We start from the raw sequence: 18,817 nt of genomic DNA, 5'->3' as shown, positions 1-18,817 counted from the left end.
TGTCGCCGGGTGGGTGACATGGCACGTCAGACCGTGATCAGGCCCGCGCGATCAACTCGTCGCGCGGCAGTCAAAGCTGCCGAGCTCGTCCTGGCTCAGCGTGCCGCCCTGGTTGCCGACCGAGAATTGCAGGCCCTCGCCCGAATACATCGGCGGCGCGCTTCCGGCGGCGCGCGTGATCTCCACGCGGCGACCGTCGGCCAGCATGACCCGCGCGGTGTCGGTCTCGACGATCTCGACCCGGTGGCCGTCATCGCAGGTGTAGCTCATCGTGGTGGCGTCGCTGGCGGTCACGCCCGCGTCCATCTGCAGGCTCGCATCATCGGCCGGCAAGGCGGTGTCGGCGCTGGCCAGGCCCGCGGTGGGCTGCGTCGCGGCCGGCTCGGTCGCGCCCGGTGTGCCGGTGGCCAGGTCCGAATGGTCACGCTGGCAGGCAGACAAGGCCAGCGCCGCGGCGATCGCGGCCACGGCGGTGTTGGCGATCAGGGAGTTGCGCATGGATGTCCTCCGACTCGGGCTGACCCGGCATATTCGCCATTGGCCGGTCAAGTCGCGGTGAAAGCAGCGCCTTTGCCGCCACCGGGGGCGCTGCTCCATTCCGTCCGAGGGCATTGCTCCGTCCGAGGGCATCGCCGCGCGAGAGCGCCCCCAGCCCGAGAACGACAGGCCCGGCTAGTCGGCGGCAAGCGCGTGCGCGTGCTCGCGCGTGGCCAGGAACTGCACGTCCGGCGCGCGCTCCTGCGCCAGTTGCAGGTTGACCCGGGTCGGAGCGAGATAGACCAGTTGTCCGGCGGCGTCGATCGCAAGGTTCATCGCGTGCTTGTCGCGGAACTCCTCGAGCTTCTTCGCATTGTCGCAACGGATCCAGCGTGTGGTGGCGACGCTGACCTGCTCGAAGATCGCATCCACGCCGTACTCGTCCTTGAGCCGGTAGGCGACCACGTCGAACTGCAGCACGCCGACCGCCCCCAGGATCAGGTCGTTGCTCATCAGCGGCCGGAAGAACTGGGTCGCGCCTTCTTCGCTCAATTGCGCCAGGCCCTTCTGCAGTTGCTTGAGCTTGAGCGGATCGCGCAGGCGCGCGCGGCGGAACAGTTCCGGGGCGAAATTGGGGATGCCGGTGAACGACAGCGCCTCGCCTTCGGTGAAGCTGTCGCCGATCGAAATGGTGCCGTGGTTGTGGATGCCGATCACGTCGCCGGAGTAGGCGGTCTGGGCAATCTCGCGGTCGCTGGCCATGAACGTCAGCGCGTTGGCGAGCTTCATCTCCTTGCCGCTGCGCACGTGCAGCGCCTTCATGCCGGCATCGAACCGGCCCGAGCAGATCCGCATGAACGCGACGCGGTCCCGGTGTTGCGGGTCCATGTTGGCCTGGATCTTGAAAACGAAACCGGTGAGCTTGTCCTCGCAGGGCGCGACCTCGCGCGTGGTGGTCTGGCGCGGCCCGGGCGAGGGCGCATGCCCGACGAAGAAGTCCAGCAGCAACTGCACGCCGAAGTTGTTGACCGCCGAGCCGAAGAACACCGGGGTCTGCTCGCCGGCCAGGTAACGGTCGATGTCGAACGGATGAGAAGCGCCCTCGACCAGCTCGAGCTCCTCGCGCAGCTCGCGCAGCATGTCCGGGCCGATCCGCTCTGCGAGTGCGGGATCGTCGATTGAGGCGAAGATGGTCGAGTCCTGCCGGGTGAAGTTGCGCCCGGGTTCGTACAGGTGCACCTCGCCACTGAGCAGGTGCACCACGCCCTTGAGTCGCTGACCCATGCCGATGGGCCAGGTGATCGGCGCGCACTGGATGCCGAGCACGCTTTCGACCTCGTCCAGCAGGTCGATCGGATCCTTGCCCTCGCGGTCGAGTTTGTTGATGAAGGTCATGATCGGCGTGTCGCGCAGCCGGCAGACGTCCATCAGCTTGATGGTGCGCTCCTCCACGCCCTTGGCCACGTCGATCACCATCAGCGCCGAGTCGACCGCGGTCAGCACGCGGTAGGTGTCCTCGCCGAAGTCGGCGTGTCCCGGCGTGTCGAGCAGGTTGACGACGCAGTCCTCGTACGGGAACTGCATCACCGAGGAAGTCACCGAGATGCCGCGTTCCTTTTCCAGCGCCATCCAGTCCGAGGTGGCATGGCGCGCGGCCTTGCGGCCCTTGACGCTGCCGGCCATCTGGATCGCGCCACCGAACAGCAGCAGCTTCTCGGTCAGCGTGGTCTTGCCGGCATCGGGGTGCGAGATGATCGCGAAGGTGCGGCGGCGCAGGGTCTGCAGGGAAACGTCGGACATGGCGATGGCACGCGCGCGGCGTGTCCGGAGAAGGGCAAAGAGCCGGCAAGTATACCCGCGACCCCGCGCCCGCCCTTGTGTGCTGCCAAAGCACGTGGGGGCGATCCTGCAACCCGCCATCGAGCTGGTCGGCCGGGACGGGGCAGAACACCGCCTGCGCTACCGGCGATCTTGCTGAACTGCGCACTGCATCACATTCCGCGGCTACAGCAGCAGGCGGTATCCGCCGTTACCGGGTCAGGCCGGGTTTTTCTTAAGGAGTTTTCGTGTTCATTGTCATCGTGGGTGAGGAAGGCGGCCGCGCCAATGAGTTCGAACAGGCCCTGGCCGACTTCGGCCTGGGCTGGGATGTGCGCTGGTTGCCCGACGCCGCGGCGGCGCTGGCGTTGCCTAACGACCGGCCGGTCGATGTCGTGGTATGCGACCTGCGGGTCGGCAATCAGCAGGGGCCGGCGCTTCTCGCGCAGATGCGCGCGCACCACTCCGACGCGGTTCGCATCCTGCTGGTCGACGAGGGCCAGGGCGCCGATCTCAGCCAGGCGCTGGAAGTGGCGCACCGGCTGCTACGCAAGCCGCTGGATGCGGGCGAGCTGATCGAGGCGGTGGAGAGTGTGATCGAGCTGCGCGAACTGCTCGACAACGAACAGCTCAAGCAGGCGATCGGTCGCATTGGCTCGCTGCCACCGCCGCCGCGACTGTACGTGGAGCTCACCCGGCTGATGCAGGACCCGGAGTCCAGCAGCGCCCAGATCGGCGAGGTGCTCTCGCAGGACCCGGTGATTGCGGCCAAGGTGCTGCGGCTGTGCAACTCGGCCTATTTCTCCGCCGGGCGCGTGGTGACCGACGTGCGCGCCGCGGTGACCCGGCTCGGCCTGCAGACGATCCAGCGGCTGGTGCTGGCGACCGAAGCCTTCTCCGGCAGCGGCGTGGTCAACGGCATCGACCGCGAGGCGATGCAGGACCGCGCCTTGCGCACCTCGCGGCTGGCCGCGCAGCTGCTCGGCGGGCCCAGCGCCGAACTGGCCGCGACCGCCGGCCTGCTGGCCGAGGTCGGCATGTTGTTGCCGGGCGTGCGCATCCCCGGCCGCGAACCCGAGCACGCCGACACCGGCGATGGCCCGCACTACGCCGAGGCCGGCGCTTACCTGCTGGGCCTGTGGGGCCTGCCGATGCCGATCGTCGAGGCGGTCGCCAGCCACCACGAGCCGAGCCGCATGCGCATGTCGGGCTTCTGGGTCGGCGGTGCCGTGCACGTCGCCTCGGCGCTGGTGTGCGACACGCCGGTCGACGAGAACTACCTGCGCGCGGTCGGTCTGATCGACCGGCTGCCGCGATGGCGCTCGATGGCCGAGGAACTGGCTGAAGCCGCGTAGTCATCGAAAAAGCGTTTTGGACACGGATCCGAGCGGATCAAACTAAAAATGTCTTATTCGCTCTGATCCGCTGTTTTCGCTCTGATCCGTGTCAAAAGCTTTCAAAAGAAACTCCGCGCATGCGGAACGAGATCGCCTCCAAGCGCATGCCGCGGTTGACCTGCACTGCGAAGTGCAGGTGCGGCCCGGTGGTGAAACCGGTGTTGCCCGACAATCCGATCCGCTGCCCGGCCCGCACCTGCTCGCCGACGCGCACGTGCACGCCATTGATGTCGAGATGCGCGTACAACGCCATGGTGCCGTCCTCGTGAAGGACCCGCACGAAGTTGGCGCGGCCGCCGTAACGCTCGCGATCGAGTCCGGCCTGGTCGAAATCCGATTCGATCTGCATCACCCGGCCCGCGCGTGCGGCCACCACCGGTGTGCCGATTGCGGCGGCGAAATCGGCTGCGTAGCGGTTTTGCGGATCGGCATGGCTGAAGCGGCCGGCGAACCCCTGATGGACACGAACCCGCGACTGCTGCAGCGGCAGCAGGTACTCGGTGTCGAGCGGACGCGCGTCCGGATCGCCAGGGAGTGCATCGAGCTGCAGTTCGGCGTGCTGCGCTGCGGTCAACACCGCGACCACCGCGCTGCCGTGGGGCGGCACGGTCGCGGTGGCCGGTAGCTCGGGCTCACTGGCGACGTGGCCGCGGCCAATCCGCAGCAGCACCTCGATCGGGCCGTCCAGGCGGTTGTCGGCCCACACCAGGGTGCGGCCGTCCTGCTTTTCCAGTCGTAGCCGCGCGATCGCGCTTGGCTCGGCGCGCACCGGAATCACGCTGACCTCCGCTGGCGGTGCATCGGGCATACGGTCGCCGTAATGGGTGACGCCGTTGCGGTCGGTCCAGCGGTAGACCTTGCCCGCGTCGGCGCCCCCGCTGGCGACTGCGAATGCCAGCGCGCACAGCGCGGTGGTCAGGTGGCGTGGCCGGTCCATGCGCGAAGTGTATTCGCCGGTGTGGGTCGCGGGCACCCGCGGCAACGCGAATCGGTGGCGGGCGGGTCGTTGTGAGCACCGCTTGTTTATTTGATCTCTTTATCCGAATGAAGCGATTGACTTGGCCGAAAACCGCTGGCAAGCTGCATCCCATCCATCGAGACCGGCAGAGGGACAGGCCCTTTGACGCCGGGGCAACCAGCGCAGTGCAAGCCGCGCCAGGTGCCAATTCCTGCGGTGACTCGTCCGTTCTCGGGTGCGGTCACCGAAAGATGGTTGCTTGGCAGGCCCGGTCATGGCGTTCGCTCGACCCGGTGCGTGTCTGCTTCCGTCAGCTCGATGGCCCCGCCACTTCCGGATGCCTGCCATGAGCCTGATCGACACCACCCCGTCCTGTCCCGAGCGCCACGCGCCATTGCTCAGCGCCTCGCCTGTCACCACCGAGGCGGTTGCCGCGCGCACGTCGGGCGCGACGCGCGGCGAATTCACCGTCCAGCTCGAGCTACGCCACGCCGGTCGCCGGACGGTCACGCTGCGCTATGAAATCCTAGGTGCCGCGCACCTGCCGGTCGTGGTGGTGGCTGGCGGCATCTCGGCCGACCGCCACGTGTCGTGCAATAGCAACCATGCCGAACCCGGCTGGTGGGACGCGCAGGTGGGCGCCGGACGCGCGATCGACCCCGCCCGGCACTGCGTGCTCGGCTTCGATTGGCTCGGCGCCGACGGATGCCTTGACGTCGCGATCGACCCGGCCGACCAGGCCGATGCGCTTGCCGCGCTGCTCGATGCGCTGGACCTGGCGCGGATCGAAGCGTTCGTCGGTTGCTCCTACGGCGCGATGGTCGGCCTGCAGTTCGCCGCGCGCCACGGCGGGCGCCTGGGGCAACTGGTTTCGATCAGCGGCAGCCATCGCGCGCACCCGTATGCGAGCGCGTGGCGCGCGCTGCAACGTCGCGCGGTCGCGCTGGGTGCGTTGCAGTGCGATGAGACGCATGGGCTAGAACTGGCACGTCAGCTGGCGATCCTGAGCTACCGCACGCCGGCCGAGTTCGCAGCGCGTTTTGGTGCGGCCGAAGTGCGCGACGGGCGCGTGCGCGTGGCCGCGGAGGACTACCTCGATCACTGCGCCGGCAAGTATGTGGCGAAGACCTCGCCGACCGCGTTCCTGCGCTTGTCCGAATCGATCGACCTGCAAACGCTCGACCCGGCCCAGGTGCAGGTGCCGGTGACGGTGGTCGCGGTCGAGGAGGACCGCTTGATACCCGTGGCCGACGCCTACGACCTGGTCGAACGCCTGGGGCGTGCGCCAGGCGCGCAGGAGCCGCGCCTGCGCGTGTTGCGCTCGCCCTACGGGCACGATGCCTTCCTCAAGGAGGACGCCGATATCGCCGCCGTCATCAACGATGCCCTGGCCGGCGCCGTGGCGGTGGCGGCATGAGCGCGCGTGATACCGCCGTGCCCCCCGGGCGAGCGCGCAACCGCTGCACCGCCGCGGTGCGCGCCGGCATCGACCGCGATGCCGCGTTCGGTGCGGTCACGCCGCCGATCGTGCTGTCGTCCAACTTCAGCTTCGCCGGCTACGACGACAAGCGCACCTACGACTACACCCGCAGCGGCAACCCGACCCGTGACCTGCTCGGCGAGGCGCTGGCCGAACTGGAAGGCGGCGCCGGCGGGGTGATCACCGCCACCGGCATGGCCGCCATCACGCTGGTGCTGCACGCCTGCCTTAAACCGGGCGACCGCCTGGTGGTGCCGCATGACGGCTACGGCGGCAGCTGGCGACTGTTCAATGCGCTTGCGGCCAAGGGCGCGTTCGAGCTGGTCACCGCCGACCTCACCGACCCGCGCGCGCTGACCGAGGCCCTGGCGACCGGCCCGGCGGTGGTCTGGATCGAGACCCCGTCCAATCCGCTGCTGCGCATCACCGACCTGCGCTTCGTGATCGATGCCGCGCATGCGGCCGGGGCGCTCGCGGTGGTCGACAACACCTTCCTGTCGCCCGCGCTGCAGCGGCCGATCGCCTTCGGTGCCGACGTGGTGGTGCATTCGACCACCAAGTACATCAATGGCCACAGCGACGTGGTCGGCGGCGCGGTCATAGCGCGCGAGGTGGAACTGCACCAGCAACTGGCCTGGTGGGCCAACTGCCTGGGCATCACCGGTGCGCCCTTCGACAGCTTTTTGACATTGCGCGGCCTGCGCACGCTGGATGCGCGCCTGCGCGTGCACCAGGAAAACACGCTGGCGCTGGCCGAGCTGCTCGATGCGCATCCGGCGGTGCGCACGGTGCACTACCCGGGGCTTGCCAGCCATCCGGGCCACGCGTTGGCAGCGCGGCAGCAGCATGGCTTCGGCGCGATGTTGAGCGTGGAACTGCAACACGGGGAAGGAGCGGACGCCGAAGCGGTGGTGCGTGCGTTCCTGGATGGTCTGCAGTGCTTCACCCTGGCCGAGTCGCTGGGCGGCGTGGAGAGCCTGGTCGCGCACCCAGCGACGATGACCCACGCGGCAATGTCGCCGGACGCGCGGCTGGCGGCTGGCATCGGCGACGGCTTGCTGCGTCTCTCGGTCGGCATCGAGCACGTCGATGACCTGCTGGCTGATATCGCCGCCGCGCTGGCGCGGGCGGCGAAAGCGGGCGCGGCCAGCGCCAGGAACGGGCGCGCGCTCAAATGAACGCAGTCGGTGTCGCGGCAAACCCGCAAGCCCATCCGCACCTGCCGGCGCGTCTGGTCCTGCTGGGCACCGGCACGGTCGGCGGTGCAGTGCTGCAGCGTCTGGACGGGTGGGGCGGGACATCGCTGGGACATGGATTGTCGCTGGTGTACGTTGCCAACTCGCGCACCGCCTACACACCCACGCCCAAGGACAGGAGGTGGCGCGAAGCGCCTGGCGCTGCCGCCACGGAAGCTGGCGACGGGGTGCTCCGGTCATTCCTGCCGGCTCCGTTCGCAGGCGGAACGGGGCTCGAGCAGGTGACCGGCGCACTGGGCCAGCACGGCACCCGTATCATCATCGACGCCACGCCCAGCGACGCCGTCGCCGAGCGCCACGCCGGCTGGCTGGCGCAAGGCATCCACGTGGTCACCGCGTGCAAGCTCGCCCAGGGCACCGGTCTGGCCCGCTGGCATGCGATCCGGGCCGGCTGCACGCGCGGTCACGCCGAATACGGCGACGCCGCCACGGTTGGTGCGGGGCTGCCGCTGCTGCGTTCGATCCGCGAATTGCGCGCCGGCGGCGACCGCATCCGCGCCGTGGCGGGCGTGCTGTCGGGGTCGTTGGCCTGGTTGTTCAACCACTACGACGGCCTGCGCCCGTTTTCAGGATTCGTGCGCGAGGCTTGCCAGGCAGGCTACACCGAGCCCGACCCGCGCGAGGACCTCTCGGGCGAGGACGTGCGGCGCAAGCTGCTGATCCTGGCGCGCGCGGCCGGGGTCGAACTGGAGGCCGACGAGGTCGAGGTGGAATCGCTGGTGCCGCCGGCGCTTGCGGCACTGCGCCACGAGCAGGTCGACGCCGCATTGCCCATGCTCGATGCCGCTTTGCGCGAGCGTTTCGCCGCCGCCTACAAGAGTGGGGCGAAGCTGCGCTTTATCGCCCGGCTCGAACGCAACGACACCGGCCAGGCCCGCGCGGGCATCGGACTCGAATCGCTCGCGGCCGATCACCCGCTGGCCGGCGGCGCCGGCACCGACAACCGTGTGGCGATCTGGTCGGACCGCTATTCCACCCAGCCGCTGCTGATCCAGGGGCCCGGCGCCGGTGCGGACGTGACCGCGGCGGGGCTGCTGGACGATGTGCTGCGGATCGCCCGGGCTCGTTCGCGGCTCGCCTAGGTGCTGTCCTGGTTTGCTAGCCAGGAGCAGGATTCGCGCTCCCGGCGCGAGAGGCCAACCAGCGCCTGCGCAGGCGGACTGCGCTCCGGCACGGCCTTACTCCGGTGGGGCGCCGAGCTTGCTGCCCAACAACTGCAGTTCGCCGCGCGCCAGCAGCGGTCGACATAAGAATCCACCGGCCGCTCGGCGGCAAACCTAACTTTCTACCGCCCCGGACGATGCCCGGCATGACCGCCGGTAACCGCTCGGCACGAAGCTGGTCCAGCGCGCTGCGATGCTCCGCTGCTGGTCCGCAACGGCGGCTCAGCACTCGATCACGTTGACCGCAAGCCCGCCGCGGCTGGTTTCCTTGTACTTGTCGCGCATGTCGCGACCGGTGTCGCGCATGGTCTTGATCACCTTGTCGAGGCTGACCTTGTGCTTGCCGTCGCCGCGCATTGCCATGCGGCTGGCGTTGATCGCCTTGACCGAACCCATCGCATTGCGCTCGATGCACGGGATCTGCACCAGGCCGCCGATCGGGTCGCAGGTCAGGCCGAGGTTGTGCTCCATGCCGATCTCGGCGGCGTTCTCGATCTGGCTGACGGTGCCGCCGCGCGCAGCGGTCAGGCCGGCGGCCGCCATCGAACAGGCCACCCCGACCTCGCCCTGGCAGCCGACTTCGGCGCCGGAGATGCTGGCGTTCTCCTTGTAGAGGATGCCGACTGCCGCGGCGGTCAGCAGGAACGTGCGCACGCCCTCGATGCTGGAGTGCGGCACGAAGCGATCGTAGTAGTGCAGCACCGCCGGGATGATGCCGGCCGCGCCGTTGGTCGGCGCCGTCACCACGCGGCCGCCGGCGGCGTTTTCCTCGTTGACCGCGAGCGCGAACAGGTTGACCCAGTCGAGCATGTCCAGTGGGTCATCGGTAGCCGCACCGGGACGCTCGGTCAGCTCGGCATGCAGCAACGGCGCGCGGCGGCTGACGTGCAGCCCGCCGGGCAGGGTGCCGGGCGAGCGGATGCCACGCTCGACGCAGGACTGCATCGCGGCCCAGATTTCATCGAGCGCCGCGTCGATCTGCTCGCGCGTGCGCCATACCTGCTCGTTGGCGTACATCAGCTCGGCGATGCTCAGCCCGTTGCGCCCGCACTGCGCGATCAGCTCGTCGCCGGAGTGGAACGGATAGGGCTGCTGGGTCTCGTCGGCGACGATCCGGTCCTCGGCCGCCTCGTCCTGGTTGACCACGAAGCCGCCGCCGACCGAGTAGTAGTCGCGCGTGGCGATCACCTCGCCGGCGGCATCGAACGCGGTGAAGCGCATGCCGTTGGTATGGAACGGCAGCTTCTGGCGCTTGTTCATGATGAGGTCGTGCTTCTCGTCGAAGCCGATCTCGTGGCGGCCGAACAACTTGATGCGTTTCTCGCCGCGGATGCGTTCCAGCGCGGACGGAATTACGTCCGGATCGATCAGGTTCGGCCGGTGGCCCTCCAGGCCCATCATCACCGCCTTGTCGGTGCCGTGGCCGCGGCCGGTCAGCGCGAGCGAGCCGAACACCTCGGCACGGATCCGCGCGGTGCGTTCGAGATCACCGTTCTCGATCAGCCAGCGCTCGATGAACCGCGCCCCGGCCCGCATCGGCCCCACGGTGTGCGAGGAGCTCGGCCCGATGCCGATCTTGAACAGGTCGAAACTGCTGACGGCCACGTAGGACTCCGAAGCGGCGGCGAATATCTGAAGGTGGGGACGATGGTCCCGTTATTCTACGCGTCCCGCCGCACCGCCTGGCGTCACCGGCCACACCTGCGCAATGTCACTGATCCTGTACCAGCGCGACGACTGTCACCTGTGCGACCTCGCGCTCGAGGTACTGGCGCAGGCGCGCGCGCCCGAGCCCGACAGCGTGTTCATCGACGGCGACGAGGCGCTGGAGTCGCGCTACGGCATCCGGGTGCCGGTGTTGCGCGATGTGGCGCGTGGGATCGAACTGGACTGGCCGTTCGATGGCGAGCGGCTGCGGCGGTTTCTGGCCGGATGACACCCGGGGCACGGGTCTCTATTCAGGCCCATTCGCTCTGTTGCCTTACAACGCGAATCAAACGATCTCGTCGCTCCACAGCCCCGAAGGGACGGCGTGGCGCCATGGATTTATTTGCGTTGTGCGGCAACGGCAACGGCAACGGCAACGCCAGGATCAGGATGAAGGGGGACCCAGCGTCGCCGCGATGGCCAGCAAACCGCCGGACAGGGCTCACTCGCCGACAGGCACAAACACCACCCGCGTGCTTACCGCCACCGCGTCCGGCAGCAGGTCGGTGTCGGCCCAGTCGCCGCCGCCAACACCGTAATCCAGACGGCGCACCGTCGCCCGGCCTGTCAGCACCGGTCGCTCGCCGGGTGTCCAGGTGAAAGCCAGCGCGACCGGTCGGCTGACACCGCGCAGGGTGAGGGTGCCATCGGCGACGTAGCGGCCGTCGCCCAGGCTGCGGAACCGGTCCGCGCTGAAGTGCGCCACAGGGGACCTTGCGACATCGAAGAAGTCGTGGCCCTGCAAGGTCTCGTCGCGTTCGATGTTGTCGGTATCGGCGCCGGCCAGGGTGATTGCGACCTCGAGCCTGGCGGTCGCCAATTGCTGCGGATCGAAGCTCAGGCGCGTGTCGAACTGCGGAAAACGCCCGACGAACACCTCGCCCTGGTATTCGGTGGCGAAGGCCAGCGTCGAGCCGGGCGCCTGCACGTACTCGGTGGCGACCGCGCAGGGGGCCAGGAGAAACGCGCCCATCAGCGCGAAGCGGGCTAGGTACTTCTTCGACATCATCGGGCTCCGCAATGAAGGTGGTCAGCGCGCGCCGCCGCCGCGCGTGCGGCGACGCGGCAGCATGCGCGACAGGGTCGCGTCCTGCAGGAAAACATGGTGATGGAACGCGGCCCCGGTGTGTGCCAGCGCCAGCGCCAGCAGCAGCCAGAAGCCGTTGTTGTGCAGCGCGAGCGCGGTGGCGCGCAGGGCCTCGTCCCGGCCGGCCAGCGCCGGCAGGTTGAACAGGCCGAACCACTGCAGCGGATAGCCGGCGGCGGAGTTGAACAGCCACCCGGTGAGCGGCATCGCCAACAGCATGAAGTACAGCGCGGCATGGCTGAGGCGGGCGGCATGCCGCTGCCAGTGCGGCGTGCCGGGCACCGGCGGCGGCGCGCCCGCGTAGAGCCGCCAGCCCAGGCGGAGCACGGTCAGCGCCAGCAGGGTCAGGCCGAGCGACTTGTGCAGTGCATAGACCTCGATCTTGCGCGGGGTGTTGGGCATGTCGCCCATGACCAGCCCGATGGTGGCGATCGCGACCAGCAGCAGCACGATCGCCCAGTGCAGCAACTGGCTGATGGGTCCCCAGCGCTCGGCGGTGTTCTTCCAGCTCATGGCGCCGGGTCCGGCGGTGGCGGGTCACCGTCGGTCAGGACCTCGTCGGTGCTGGCCTCATCCGGGCTGGTCTCGACGGGGCTGAGGTCCTCGACGATGCTGTCGCCGATGACGGGGCCTTCACCAACGCCCTCCTGGTGCGCGTCGTGATCGGGCCGCTCGGCGTCGGGATCAATGGGGGACGGCGCGAACGCAGCGGCCGCCTCGTCGTCGCGCACCGCTTCGGCCTCGATGCGCAGCTCGACCCGGTCACCGATCACCGATCTCCACGCGTCGATGCCGAAGTCGCTGCGGCTCAGCGTGGCGGTCGCCGAGAATCCGGCGGTGCGGCGGAACGGCGGCAGCGGGTGGCGCTTGATCGTGTTGAGAGTCACCTCCAGGCACAGCGGCCGGGTGACGCCGCGCAGGGTCAGCTCGCCGCAGACCCGCGCATGCTGCCGATCGAGCGGTTCGATGGCGGATGACACGAAATACGCGTGGGGATGGCGCTCGCCGTCGAGCAGGTTGGACGCGAGCGTGGCCGCGTTCCAGCGGGCGTCGCCCAGCTCCAGCCGCGTCAGCGGCACGCTCACCTCGAGCCGCGCGCTGCACCAGTCATCGGGATCGAACAGCAGGCTGCCGGTGCTGCCCGACACCGTGCCCAGGGCCTGCGAGAAACCAGCATGTTCGACCGCGAACAGCACGCGCGTGTGCACCGGGTCGAGCGCGTAAGCCTGCGTCTCGGACGCGTGCGAGCCGGCACATGCAACGGCCAGCACGAGCATCGCGGCACTGCGGCACAGGTGGGGCATGCGCTCTCCAGCGGTGGGAGCCTGCCGCTTTGCATAATCGACGAATCGGGTGCCCCGGGGCCCGAATCATTCTGCGTCAGCGACCCATACTAGGCCGGTGCGGGTAATTCTGTCGCTCCGGCCGCGCAACGCAGCGTCGCGAGGCGAGTTGCGGGCGCTGCCGGAATGGCCGAGCCTAGCGCCTGGACAGGGAAGATGCCGGCCACCGCGAGGCTGCGCCGGTGCAGGGAAGGGGAGCTGGCATGCGTCATTCGAGCAGGACCGGACCCGGCCGCGGGCTCGTCGGGGTATATGGCTGGCGCGTGCTGCAGGCGGCCGGCCTGTGGCTGGGCCTTGCGCTGTCGGTGCCGGCGCTGGCGGCCACCACCGCGGCGGCCGCGGTGGGCACGCCAGGCACGCCAACCAAGGCATTTGGTGAAATGCCGCGCCTGCGCATCCTCGGTGTCGAGCACGGCCTGCCGTCGAGCAACATCACCGGCGTCACCCGCGACCGGTCGGGTTATGTCTGGCTGGCCACCAGCGACGGCCTGGCGCGCTACGACGGCATCGATGTGCGGGTGTGGCGGCATGTGCCTGGCGACCCGCGCGCGCTGCCCGGCAACTACATCACCGCGGTCCACGTCGACGCGCGGGACCGGGTGTGGGCGGCGGTGGAAGGATTCGGGCTCAGCCTGCTCGATGCCGACCGCAAGGGGTTCCGCCATTTCCGCCAGGCATCCCTGCCGGGGATCGGCAGCGACGACGTGTGGGCGCTGACCAGTCGCGACGGCGTGCTCTGGTTCGGCACGTTCGGCGGCGGTCTGCATCGGCTCGTGCTGGCCGGCGACGGCGCGCCTACGATCAGCCGCTATATGCCAGAGCCCGGCAACCCGCGCAGCCTGCCGTCCGAAACGGTGCTGTCGCTGCGCTTCGACGATGCCGGGCGGCTGTGGGTCGGCACCACCGCAGGGCTGGCGCGCTGGACCGGCCGCGACTTCGAGCGTCTGGCGCTGCCCGGCAGCGAGCCGGCCCCGACCATTTTCTCGGTGGTGCCGGACGGGCAGGCGCTCTGGGTCGGCGCCGGCAGCGGTGCATTCCGGCTGCAGCCCGACGGCCACTGGCACGTGCCGTCGTGGTCGGCGATGTTCGAGTTCCCCAACGCGATCTTCGATGTCGCCGCCGACGACGATGGCCAGTACTGGATCGCCAGCCACCGGCAGCTGTGGCGGGTCGCGCCGCAGGGTGTGCCGTATCCGGTGCCAATCGGCGCCAACGGGCCGGTGCGCGCGATCTTCCAGATGCTGCGCCAGGACGACGGCGCGTTATGGGTGCCGGTGCCGGGCGCCGGGCTGGGGTACCTGCGGCCCGGCTGGCGCCGGCTGGCGCAGTATTCGCGCGAGCACGGCGGGCTGGCCAGCGAGCTGTATCGCGCGGTGATGCCGGCTCGGGAGGGCGGGGTGTGGCTGGTCGGTGGCCGCGGCGAAGTGGAGCGACTCGGTCGCGACGGCGTCGTGCGGCCGCTCGCCGAACCGTTGCTCGAGCGATTGCACGGACGACGGCTGACGGCGGGCGTGCAGGACCGCGCCGGCCGACTGTGGCTGGGCGAACGTGGCGCATTGATCCGGATCGATGCGGACGCGGACGCCGCTGGCGGCTTGCGAGAATGGCGCACCGGCGCTGGCAGCGACGCGCCGCTGGACGGCGCGATCACGCTGCTGCAGCTCGCCCCCGACGGCAGCGTCTGGCTGGCCTGCCCCGGCGCGGGCCTGCAGCAACGCGATCCGGACAGCGGCCGGGTGTTGCGCACGATCCTGCCGGGCCCGGAACAAGGGCTGGGGATCGGTGATATCGAATGGATTGACTTCGACAGCGATGGCCGGCTCTGGGTCGCCGACGAGCGCGGGTTGTCCCGTTGGGACGACGCGGGCGACCGGCTGGTGCCGGCATCCGGGATCGCGCCCGGCGAGCGCGTGTTCGCGTTCGCGTTCGATGGCGCCGATGCGCTGTGGCTGCAACGACTCGGCGGGCTCGAGCACTACCGCCGCAGCGGCGAGCGCTGGCAACTCATCGAGCGGGTCGGCGTGGAGCAGGGCATCCCGGCGCTCGAGGCGGCGGCGCTGCGGATCGACCGCGACCATCGCGTCTGGCTGTCGACTTCGCGCGGGCTGTATCGCTGGGATCCGCGGCAACGCCATGCGCGGCGTTTCGGCGTACAGGACGGCCTGAGCAGCCAGGAGTTCCACGAGCGCGCGATGGCCCTGACCGATGCCGGCCTGCTGGTCGCCGCGGTCGCCGACGGCGGCGTGGTGCTGGTCGATACGCTGGCCGCGGACCCGCCGCCGGTGACGCCGGCGCTACATTGGGACCGGCTGGAAGTGCGCCGCGGCGGACGCTGGGTTTCGCTGGCGGGCGATGCCGACACCGGCTGGTCGCTCGCACCGGACGATCGCGAACTGCGCGTGCAGCTGCGCCTGCTGGCGTTCGATGCGCCGGCATCGAACCGCTACTTCACCCGGCTGGAAGGTTACGACGAGGGCTGGGTCGCGCACGGTCACAGCGGCGAGCGGGTGTTCGCCGGCCTGCCACCGGGCACCCACACCCTGCGCGCGCGCGCCGTCGATGCCGTCGGCAATGCCGCGGTGGAGCATGTGTTGAATTTCCGCGTGCAGCCGCCGTGGTGGCGAACGTCGTGGGCCCAGGCCGGCGCGGTGGGCCTGCTGGTGCTGCTGGGCTGGTGGAGCGTCGATGCCTGGCGCGACCGGCTCAGGCGCCGACAGGCGCAGCAGCGCGCCGAGCATGAACGCCACGTCGCCGAGGAAGCCTCGCTCGCCAAGACACGCTTCCTCGCCACGCTCGGCCACGAAGTGCGCACGCCGATGACCGGGGTGCTCGGCATGACCGAGCTGCTGCTCACCACCGAACTCGATCCCGAGCAGCGCGGCTATACGCAGTCGATCCGCCAGGCCGGCGACCACCTGCTGCGGCTGGTCAACGACGCGCTGGACCTCGCGCGCATCGAATCGGGCAAGCTCGAACTCACCGACGAGCCATTCGACCTGCGTGCATTGATCGACGAAGCCGCAGCGCTGATGGCGCCGCTGGCACGTCAGCGCGGGCTGGAGTTCAGGCTGGAGGTCGCCGCCGAGCTGCCGCAAGGCGTGCATGGCGACGGCAAGCGCGTATGCCAGGTGCTGCTCAACCTGCTCGGCAACGCGATCAAGTTTACCGAGCGCGGCTCGGTGTGGCTGCGGGTCACTCCCGCTGCCGCGTCGCTGATCCATTTCGAGGTGGGCGACACCGGCCCCGGGCTCAACAACGAGCAGAAGACCCGCCTGTTCCGCCGGTTCGAACAGGCAGAAGGCGCACGCACCGCGGCGCGCTACGGCGGCAGCGGCCTGGGCCTGGCGATTTGCCAGGAGCTGGCCGCGGCAATGGAGGGGCAGATAGAGGTCGAAAGCGCGCCTGGCGCCGGCACGCGCTTCACCGTTGCATTGCCGTTGCGAGCGGTTGCGTTCGAACCCGCCGCCGAGCGTCCCGACCGCAGCGCCGCGGCGGGTGCTGCCCGGTCCCTGGCGCTGTTGCTGGTGGAGGACGACCCGACCGTGGCCGAGGTCGTGACCGGGCTGCTGCGCCGCCAGGGCCACGCGGTGACCCACGTGGGCAACGGCTTGGCGGCGCTGACCGAGGTCGCCACTGCCGGTTTCGACGCGGTCCTGCTCGATCTGGACCTGCCCGGCATGGACGGCTTCGTGCTCGCGCGACAGCTGCGTGCGCAGGGTTTCGAGCGGCCGTTGATCGCGCTGACCGCACGCGCCGATGCCGATGCCGAGCCGCTGACGCGGACCGCCGGCTTCGACGCGTTCCTGCGCAAGCCGGTGACCGCAGCGATGCTGCGGCAACTGCTGGAGTCGGTGGCGCCTGCGTCGGCGGAATTGCCGGCGCCTGCCCCAACCCCGTAGAGCGGAGCTTGCTCCGCTGCCTTGGCGTTTGTCGTTGTTACAAGCCGGCGCGGGAGCAGCCGAGCAAGCTCGGCTTTACGGGACATCGCGATCATCCCCTGTAGGAGCGGCCCATGGCCGCGATGCTTTCCCCGCGCCGGCGAAAACGCGGTCGCGCCTATGGGCCACTTCAGCGCCGGGGCAGCTCTGTCGCAATCTGAACGAAAAACTCGCGGCCATGGGCCGCTCCTACGAAAAGCCGTCGGTGCACGAAAGTCCTTGGGCGCGTCGCACAGCGGAGCTTGCTCCGCTGCCTTCGCCTCAACGTGCGCTGAGCTCATGCACCGCATCGACCAGCGCGGCGACGTGGTCGGGCTGCATGTCCGGCGACAGACCGTGGCCCAGGTTGAAGATATGACCCTCGCGCGAGCCGCCGTTGCCGTCGCGGTAGCTGTCGAGCGCGTGGCCGACCTCGCGGCGGATCGCCTCGGGCTCGGCATAGAGGGTCGCCGGATCGAGATTGCCCTGCACCGCCACCCGCCCACCGATGCGGCGCGCGGCCTCGCCCAGTTCCACCGTCCAGTCCACGCCTACGGCTTCGGCGCCGCATGTGGCCAGTTCCTCCAGGTACGGATCGTTGCCCTTGCCGAACAGGATCAGCGGCGCATGCGTCTCGCCATCGCCGCGCGGCAGCTCGGCGGCGATGCGCTGCAGGTAGCGCAGCGAGAACTCGCGGTACATTCTTGGCGACAGCACCCCGCCCCAGGTGTCGAACACCTGCATCGCCTGGGCACCCGACACCCGCTGCGCGTCGAGGTAGGCGATGACCGCGTCGGTCACCACGTCGAGCAGCTTGTGCATCGCCCGGGGGTCGTTGAGCGCGAGCGCCTTGACCTTGCTGAAATCCTTGCTGCCGCCGCCTTCGACCATGTAGCAGGCCAGCGTCCAGGGGCTCCCGGAGAACCCGATCAGCGGCACGCTGCCGTCGAGCTCTCGGCGGATCGTGCCGACCGCATCCATCACGTAGCGCAGGTCGCTGCCCATGTCAGGCACCGCGAGCCGGTCGATGTCGGCTGCGTTGCGCAGCGGGCGCTCGAACTTCGGGCCTTCGCCCTCGACGAAGTACAGCCCCAGGCCCATCGCGTCGGGCACGGTGAGGATGTCGGAGAACAGGATCGCCGCGTCGAGCGGAAAGCGCCGCAGCGGCTGCAGGGTGACCTCGCAGGCCAGCTCCGGATTCTTCGCCAGTGCCAGGAAGCTGCCGGCCTGCGCACGCGTCGCGCGGTACTCGGGCAGGTAGCGGCCTGCCTGGCGCATCAGCCACACCGGCGTGCGGTCGACCGGCTCGCGGCGCAGCGCGCGCAGGAACCGGTCGTTGCCGGTCCGTGGCCGGGGCGATGTGGAGTCGGGTGCGGTCATGCAGGGTCCTCGGCGCGTGGGCGCGTGCAGGGTGGGGCGCGTGTCGACGCGCGAGGGGATAAACGACGGGATCGATGGCCGAGTCACTTGGGCGCTTCGGTGCCCTGGCTGAACATCAACTGGAAACCGCGCTTGAGTTGCTGGTCACGCGCCTGCTCCAGCGCGGAGAGCGCCGATTCGCGGTCGAGGAACTGCGAGCGCCGCAACTGGCTGCGACCGCCGATCTGACCGGACTCGCGCACCAGCGCCCACCCGCCCAGCAGGTCGGGTTGCAGCATCAACTGCACGAAGCGCGGGGCTTCGCTGCCGTCGGAACGTTGTTGCAGGAACAGGCGCATGGGGGGCGGATTGTAGCCGGTGGCGTGCTTTGGGCGTGCGCGGCTTGTGGGATGGCTCGCGGATCGCCTTCTTCATCATCCAGCGAGCGGTTCCGGCCGTAGTTCCAGCGGACATCGCTGTTGTCGTGCCACACCCGGTGCGCGCCGTCCCTGGAATCCATTTTGATCTTCCACGGCTTGGCTTTTTGTACTTTTTGCTCTTGCCCTTGCCCCTGCTGTTGCTGTTGCCGTTATCGCGCCAATCCATCCGCCTCGTATCTCCACAGACCCCGAAGGGGCGGCGGCCATGGATGGCCGCCGTTTTTCGACCGAGCCATGGATGGCGAGTCGAAAAATCCCCGCGCCACTCCACGCCCGCACGGGAGGTGTGTCGGGGAGAGCCCTTTCTTTGGTTGGCGCAGTCAAGTTCCAAGTGCATCACCCGGAGCAAGCCCGTCGCGCGCCTTGATGTAGTGCTCGAAATACACTTCGGCCGGCGAACGCCACTGGAGCGTCT

The 18,817-nt window shown here is 69.4% G+C and carries 14 protein-coding genes, 1 pseudogene and 1 riboswitch; of the genes and pseudogenes, 6 read left to right on the top strand and 9 right to left on the bottom strand.

Annotated features, from left to right (window positions below):
• Positions 1–51 precede the first annotated feature (51 nt).
• A complete protein-coding gene (locus tag ACJQWM_RS10845; protein WP_332703019.1) occupies positions 52–498 on the bottom strand; it encodes a hypothetical protein in 447 nt (148 codons plus the stop codon).
• 174 nt (positions 499–672) lie between these two features.
• Positions 673–2,277 carry a peptide chain release factor 3 gene (locus ACJQWM_RS10840; protein ID WP_332703021.1) on the bottom strand — a complete coding sequence of 535 codons (1,605 nt, stop codon included), beginning with the start codon at positions 2,275–2,277 and terminating at the stop codon, positions 673–675.
• Positions 2,278–2,543: 266 nt separating this feature from the next.
• Between ACJQWM_RS10840 and ACJQWM_RS10835 the strand changes: the two genes are divergently transcribed.
• Positions 2,544–3,650, top strand: a complete 1,107-nt coding sequence (locus ACJQWM_RS10835; protein ID WP_332703023.1) for an HDOD domain-containing protein — start codon at positions 2,544–2,546, stop codon at positions 3,648–3,650.
• Between the two features lie 91 nt (positions 3,651–3,741).
• Here the strand turns inward: ACJQWM_RS10835 and ACJQWM_RS10830 are convergent, their stop codons facing one another.
• Complete coding sequence (locus ACJQWM_RS10830; RefSeq protein WP_332703025.1) at positions 3,742–4,629, bottom strand: peptidoglycan DD-metalloendopeptidase family protein; 888 nt, start codon at positions 4,627–4,629, stop codon at positions 3,742–3,744.
• Positions 4,630–4,780: 151 nt separating this feature from the next.
• A riboswitch (SAM riboswitch) is annotated at positions 4,781–4,908 on the top strand.
• A gap of 88 nt (positions 4,909–4,996) precedes the next feature.
• Between ACJQWM_RS10830 and metX the strand changes: the two genes are divergently transcribed.
• The 3 genes from metX to ACJQWM_RS10815 are packed head-to-tail and all read left to right on the top strand — an operon-like array spanning position 4,997 to position 8,468.
• Positions 4,997–6,067 (top strand): homoserine O-succinyltransferase MetX, encoded by a 1,071-nt coding sequence (gene metX / locus ACJQWM_RS10825; protein WP_332703027.1) that lies wholly within the window; start codon positions 4,997–4,999, stop codon positions 6,065–6,067.
• On the top strand, positions 6,064–7,308 hold the full coding sequence (locus ACJQWM_RS10820) for an O-succinylhomoserine (thiol)-lyase (RefSeq protein WP_411306816.1): 1,245 nt from the start codon (positions 6,064–6,066) through the stop codon (positions 7,306–7,308). Before metX ends, ACJQWM_RS10820 begins: the two co-directional genes overlap by 4 nt.
• A complete protein-coding gene (locus tag ACJQWM_RS10815) occupies positions 7,305–8,468 on the top strand; it encodes a homoserine dehydrogenase family protein (RefSeq protein ID WP_332703031.1) in 1,164 nt (387 codons plus the stop codon). The genes ACJQWM_RS10820 and ACJQWM_RS10815 overlap by 4 nt, the downstream gene beginning before the upstream one ends.
• Before the next feature lie 303 nt (positions 8,469–8,771).
• On the opposite strand, the gene ACJQWM_RS10810 is transcribed toward ACJQWM_RS10815, so the two are convergent.
• A complete protein-coding gene (locus ACJQWM_RS10810) occupies positions 8,772–10,154 on the bottom strand; it encodes an L-serine ammonia-lyase (protein ID WP_332703033.1) in 1,383 nt (460 codons plus the stop codon).
• A 103-nt stretch (positions 10,155–10,257) separates the two neighbouring features.
• Here ACJQWM_RS10810 and ACJQWM_RS10805 point away from each other — a divergent pair, with 103 nt between their 5' ends.
• Positions 10,258–10,485: a glutaredoxin family protein gene (locus ACJQWM_RS10805; protein ID WP_332703035.1), complete on the top strand. Its 228-nt coding sequence runs from the start codon at positions 10,258–10,260 to the stop codon at positions 10,483–10,485.
• A 213-nt stretch (positions 10,486–10,698) separates the two neighbouring features.
• On the opposite strand, the gene ACJQWM_RS10800 is transcribed toward ACJQWM_RS10805, so the two are convergent.
• The 3 genes and pseudogenes from ACJQWM_RS10800 to ACJQWM_RS10790 form a co-directional block, all read right to left on the bottom strand.
• Positions 10,699–11,277, bottom strand: a complete 579-nt coding sequence (locus tag ACJQWM_RS10800; protein ID WP_411306815.1) for a YceI family protein — start codon at positions 11,275–11,277, stop codon at positions 10,699–10,701.
• A 9-nt stretch (positions 11,278–11,286) separates the two neighbouring features.
• Entirely contained in the window at positions 11,287–11,856 is a 570-nt protein-coding gene (locus tag ACJQWM_RS10795; protein ID WP_332703039.1) for a cytochrome b, read from the bottom strand.
• Positions 11,857–12,056: 200 nt separating this feature from the next.
• Positions 12,057–12,620 (bottom strand): annotated as a pseudogene (locus tag ACJQWM_RS10790) (YceI family protein); the annotation flags it as partial.
• 269 nt (positions 12,621–12,889) lie between these two features.
• Here ACJQWM_RS10790 and ACJQWM_RS10785 point away from each other — a divergent pair.
• Positions 12,890–16,585, top strand: coding sequence for a hybrid sensor histidine kinase/response regulator (locus ACJQWM_RS10785; protein ID WP_332703041.1), 3,696 nt, complete (start codon positions 12,890–12,892; stop codon positions 16,583–16,585).
• A 300-nt stretch (positions 16,586–16,885) separates the two neighbouring features.
• Here ACJQWM_RS10785 and hemE read toward each other — a convergent pair whose 3' ends face one another.
• Positions 16,886–17,983 (bottom strand): uroporphyrinogen decarboxylase, encoded by a 1,098-nt coding sequence (gene hemE, locus ACJQWM_RS10780; RefSeq protein ID WP_332703043.1) that lies wholly within the window; start codon positions 17,981–17,983, stop codon positions 16,886–16,888.
• Between the two features lie 83 nt (positions 17,984–18,066).
• Positions 18,067–18,321: a WGR domain-containing protein gene (locus tag ACJQWM_RS10775; protein ID WP_332703045.1), complete on the bottom strand. Its 255-nt coding sequence runs from the start codon at positions 18,319–18,321 to the stop codon at positions 18,067–18,069.
• Positions 18,322–18,817 lie beyond the last annotated feature (496 nt).

This window comes from Novilysobacter longmucuonensis (assembly GCF_046600735.1).
Classification (GTDB): domain Bacteria; phylum Pseudomonadota; class Gammaproteobacteria; order Xanthomonadales; family Xanthomonadaceae; genus Novilysobacter_A; species Novilysobacter_A longmucuonensis.
The sequence above is the reverse complement of the archived record's forward strand: the minus strand, read 5'-3'. Positions and strand labels throughout refer to the sequence as shown.

Excerpts from the sequence above, each read along its gene's own strand:
- metX (WP_332703027.1), top strand. The coding sequence starts at position 4,997 with ATGAGCCTGATCGACACCACCCCGTCCTGTCCCGAGCGCCACGCGCCA.
- ACJQWM_RS10785 (WP_332703041.1), top strand. The coding sequence starts at position 12,890 with ATGCGTCATTCGAGCAGGACCGGACCCGGCCGCGGGCTCGTCGGGGTA.
- ACJQWM_RS10845 (WP_332703019.1), bottom strand. The coding sequence starts at position 498 with ATGCGCAACTCCCTGATCGCCAACACCGCCGTGGCCGCGATCGCCGCG.
- ACJQWM_RS10840 (WP_332703021.1), bottom strand. The coding sequence starts at position 2,277 with ATGTCCGACGTTTCCCTGCAGACCCTGCGCCGCCGCACCTTCGCGATC.
- ACJQWM_RS10830 (WP_332703025.1), bottom strand. The coding sequence starts at position 4,629 with ATGGACCGGCCACGCCACCTGACCACCGCGCTGTGCGCGCTGGCATTC.
- ACJQWM_RS10805 (WP_332703035.1), top strand. The coding sequence starts at position 10,258 with ATGTCACTGATCCTGTACCAGCGCGACGACTGTCACCTGTGCGACCTC.
- ACJQWM_RS10775 (WP_332703045.1), bottom strand. The coding sequence starts at position 18,321 with ATGCGCCTGTTCCTGCAACAACGTTCCGACGGCAGCGAAGCCCCGCGC.
- hemE (WP_332703043.1), bottom strand. The coding sequence starts at position 17,983 with ATGACCGCACCCGACTCCACATCGCCCCGGCCACGGACCGGCAACGAC.
- ACJQWM_RS10815 (WP_332703031.1), top strand. The coding sequence starts at position 7,305 with ATGAACGCAGTCGGTGTCGCGGCAAACCCGCAAGCCCATCCGCACCTG.
- ACJQWM_RS10795 (WP_332703039.1), bottom strand. The coding sequence starts at position 11,856 with ATGAGCTGGAAGAACACCGCCGAGCGCTGGGGACCCATCAGCCAGTTG.
- ACJQWM_RS10820 (WP_411306816.1), top strand. The coding sequence starts at position 6,064 with ATGAGCGCGCGTGATACCGCCGTGCCCCCCGGGCGAGCGCGCAACCGC.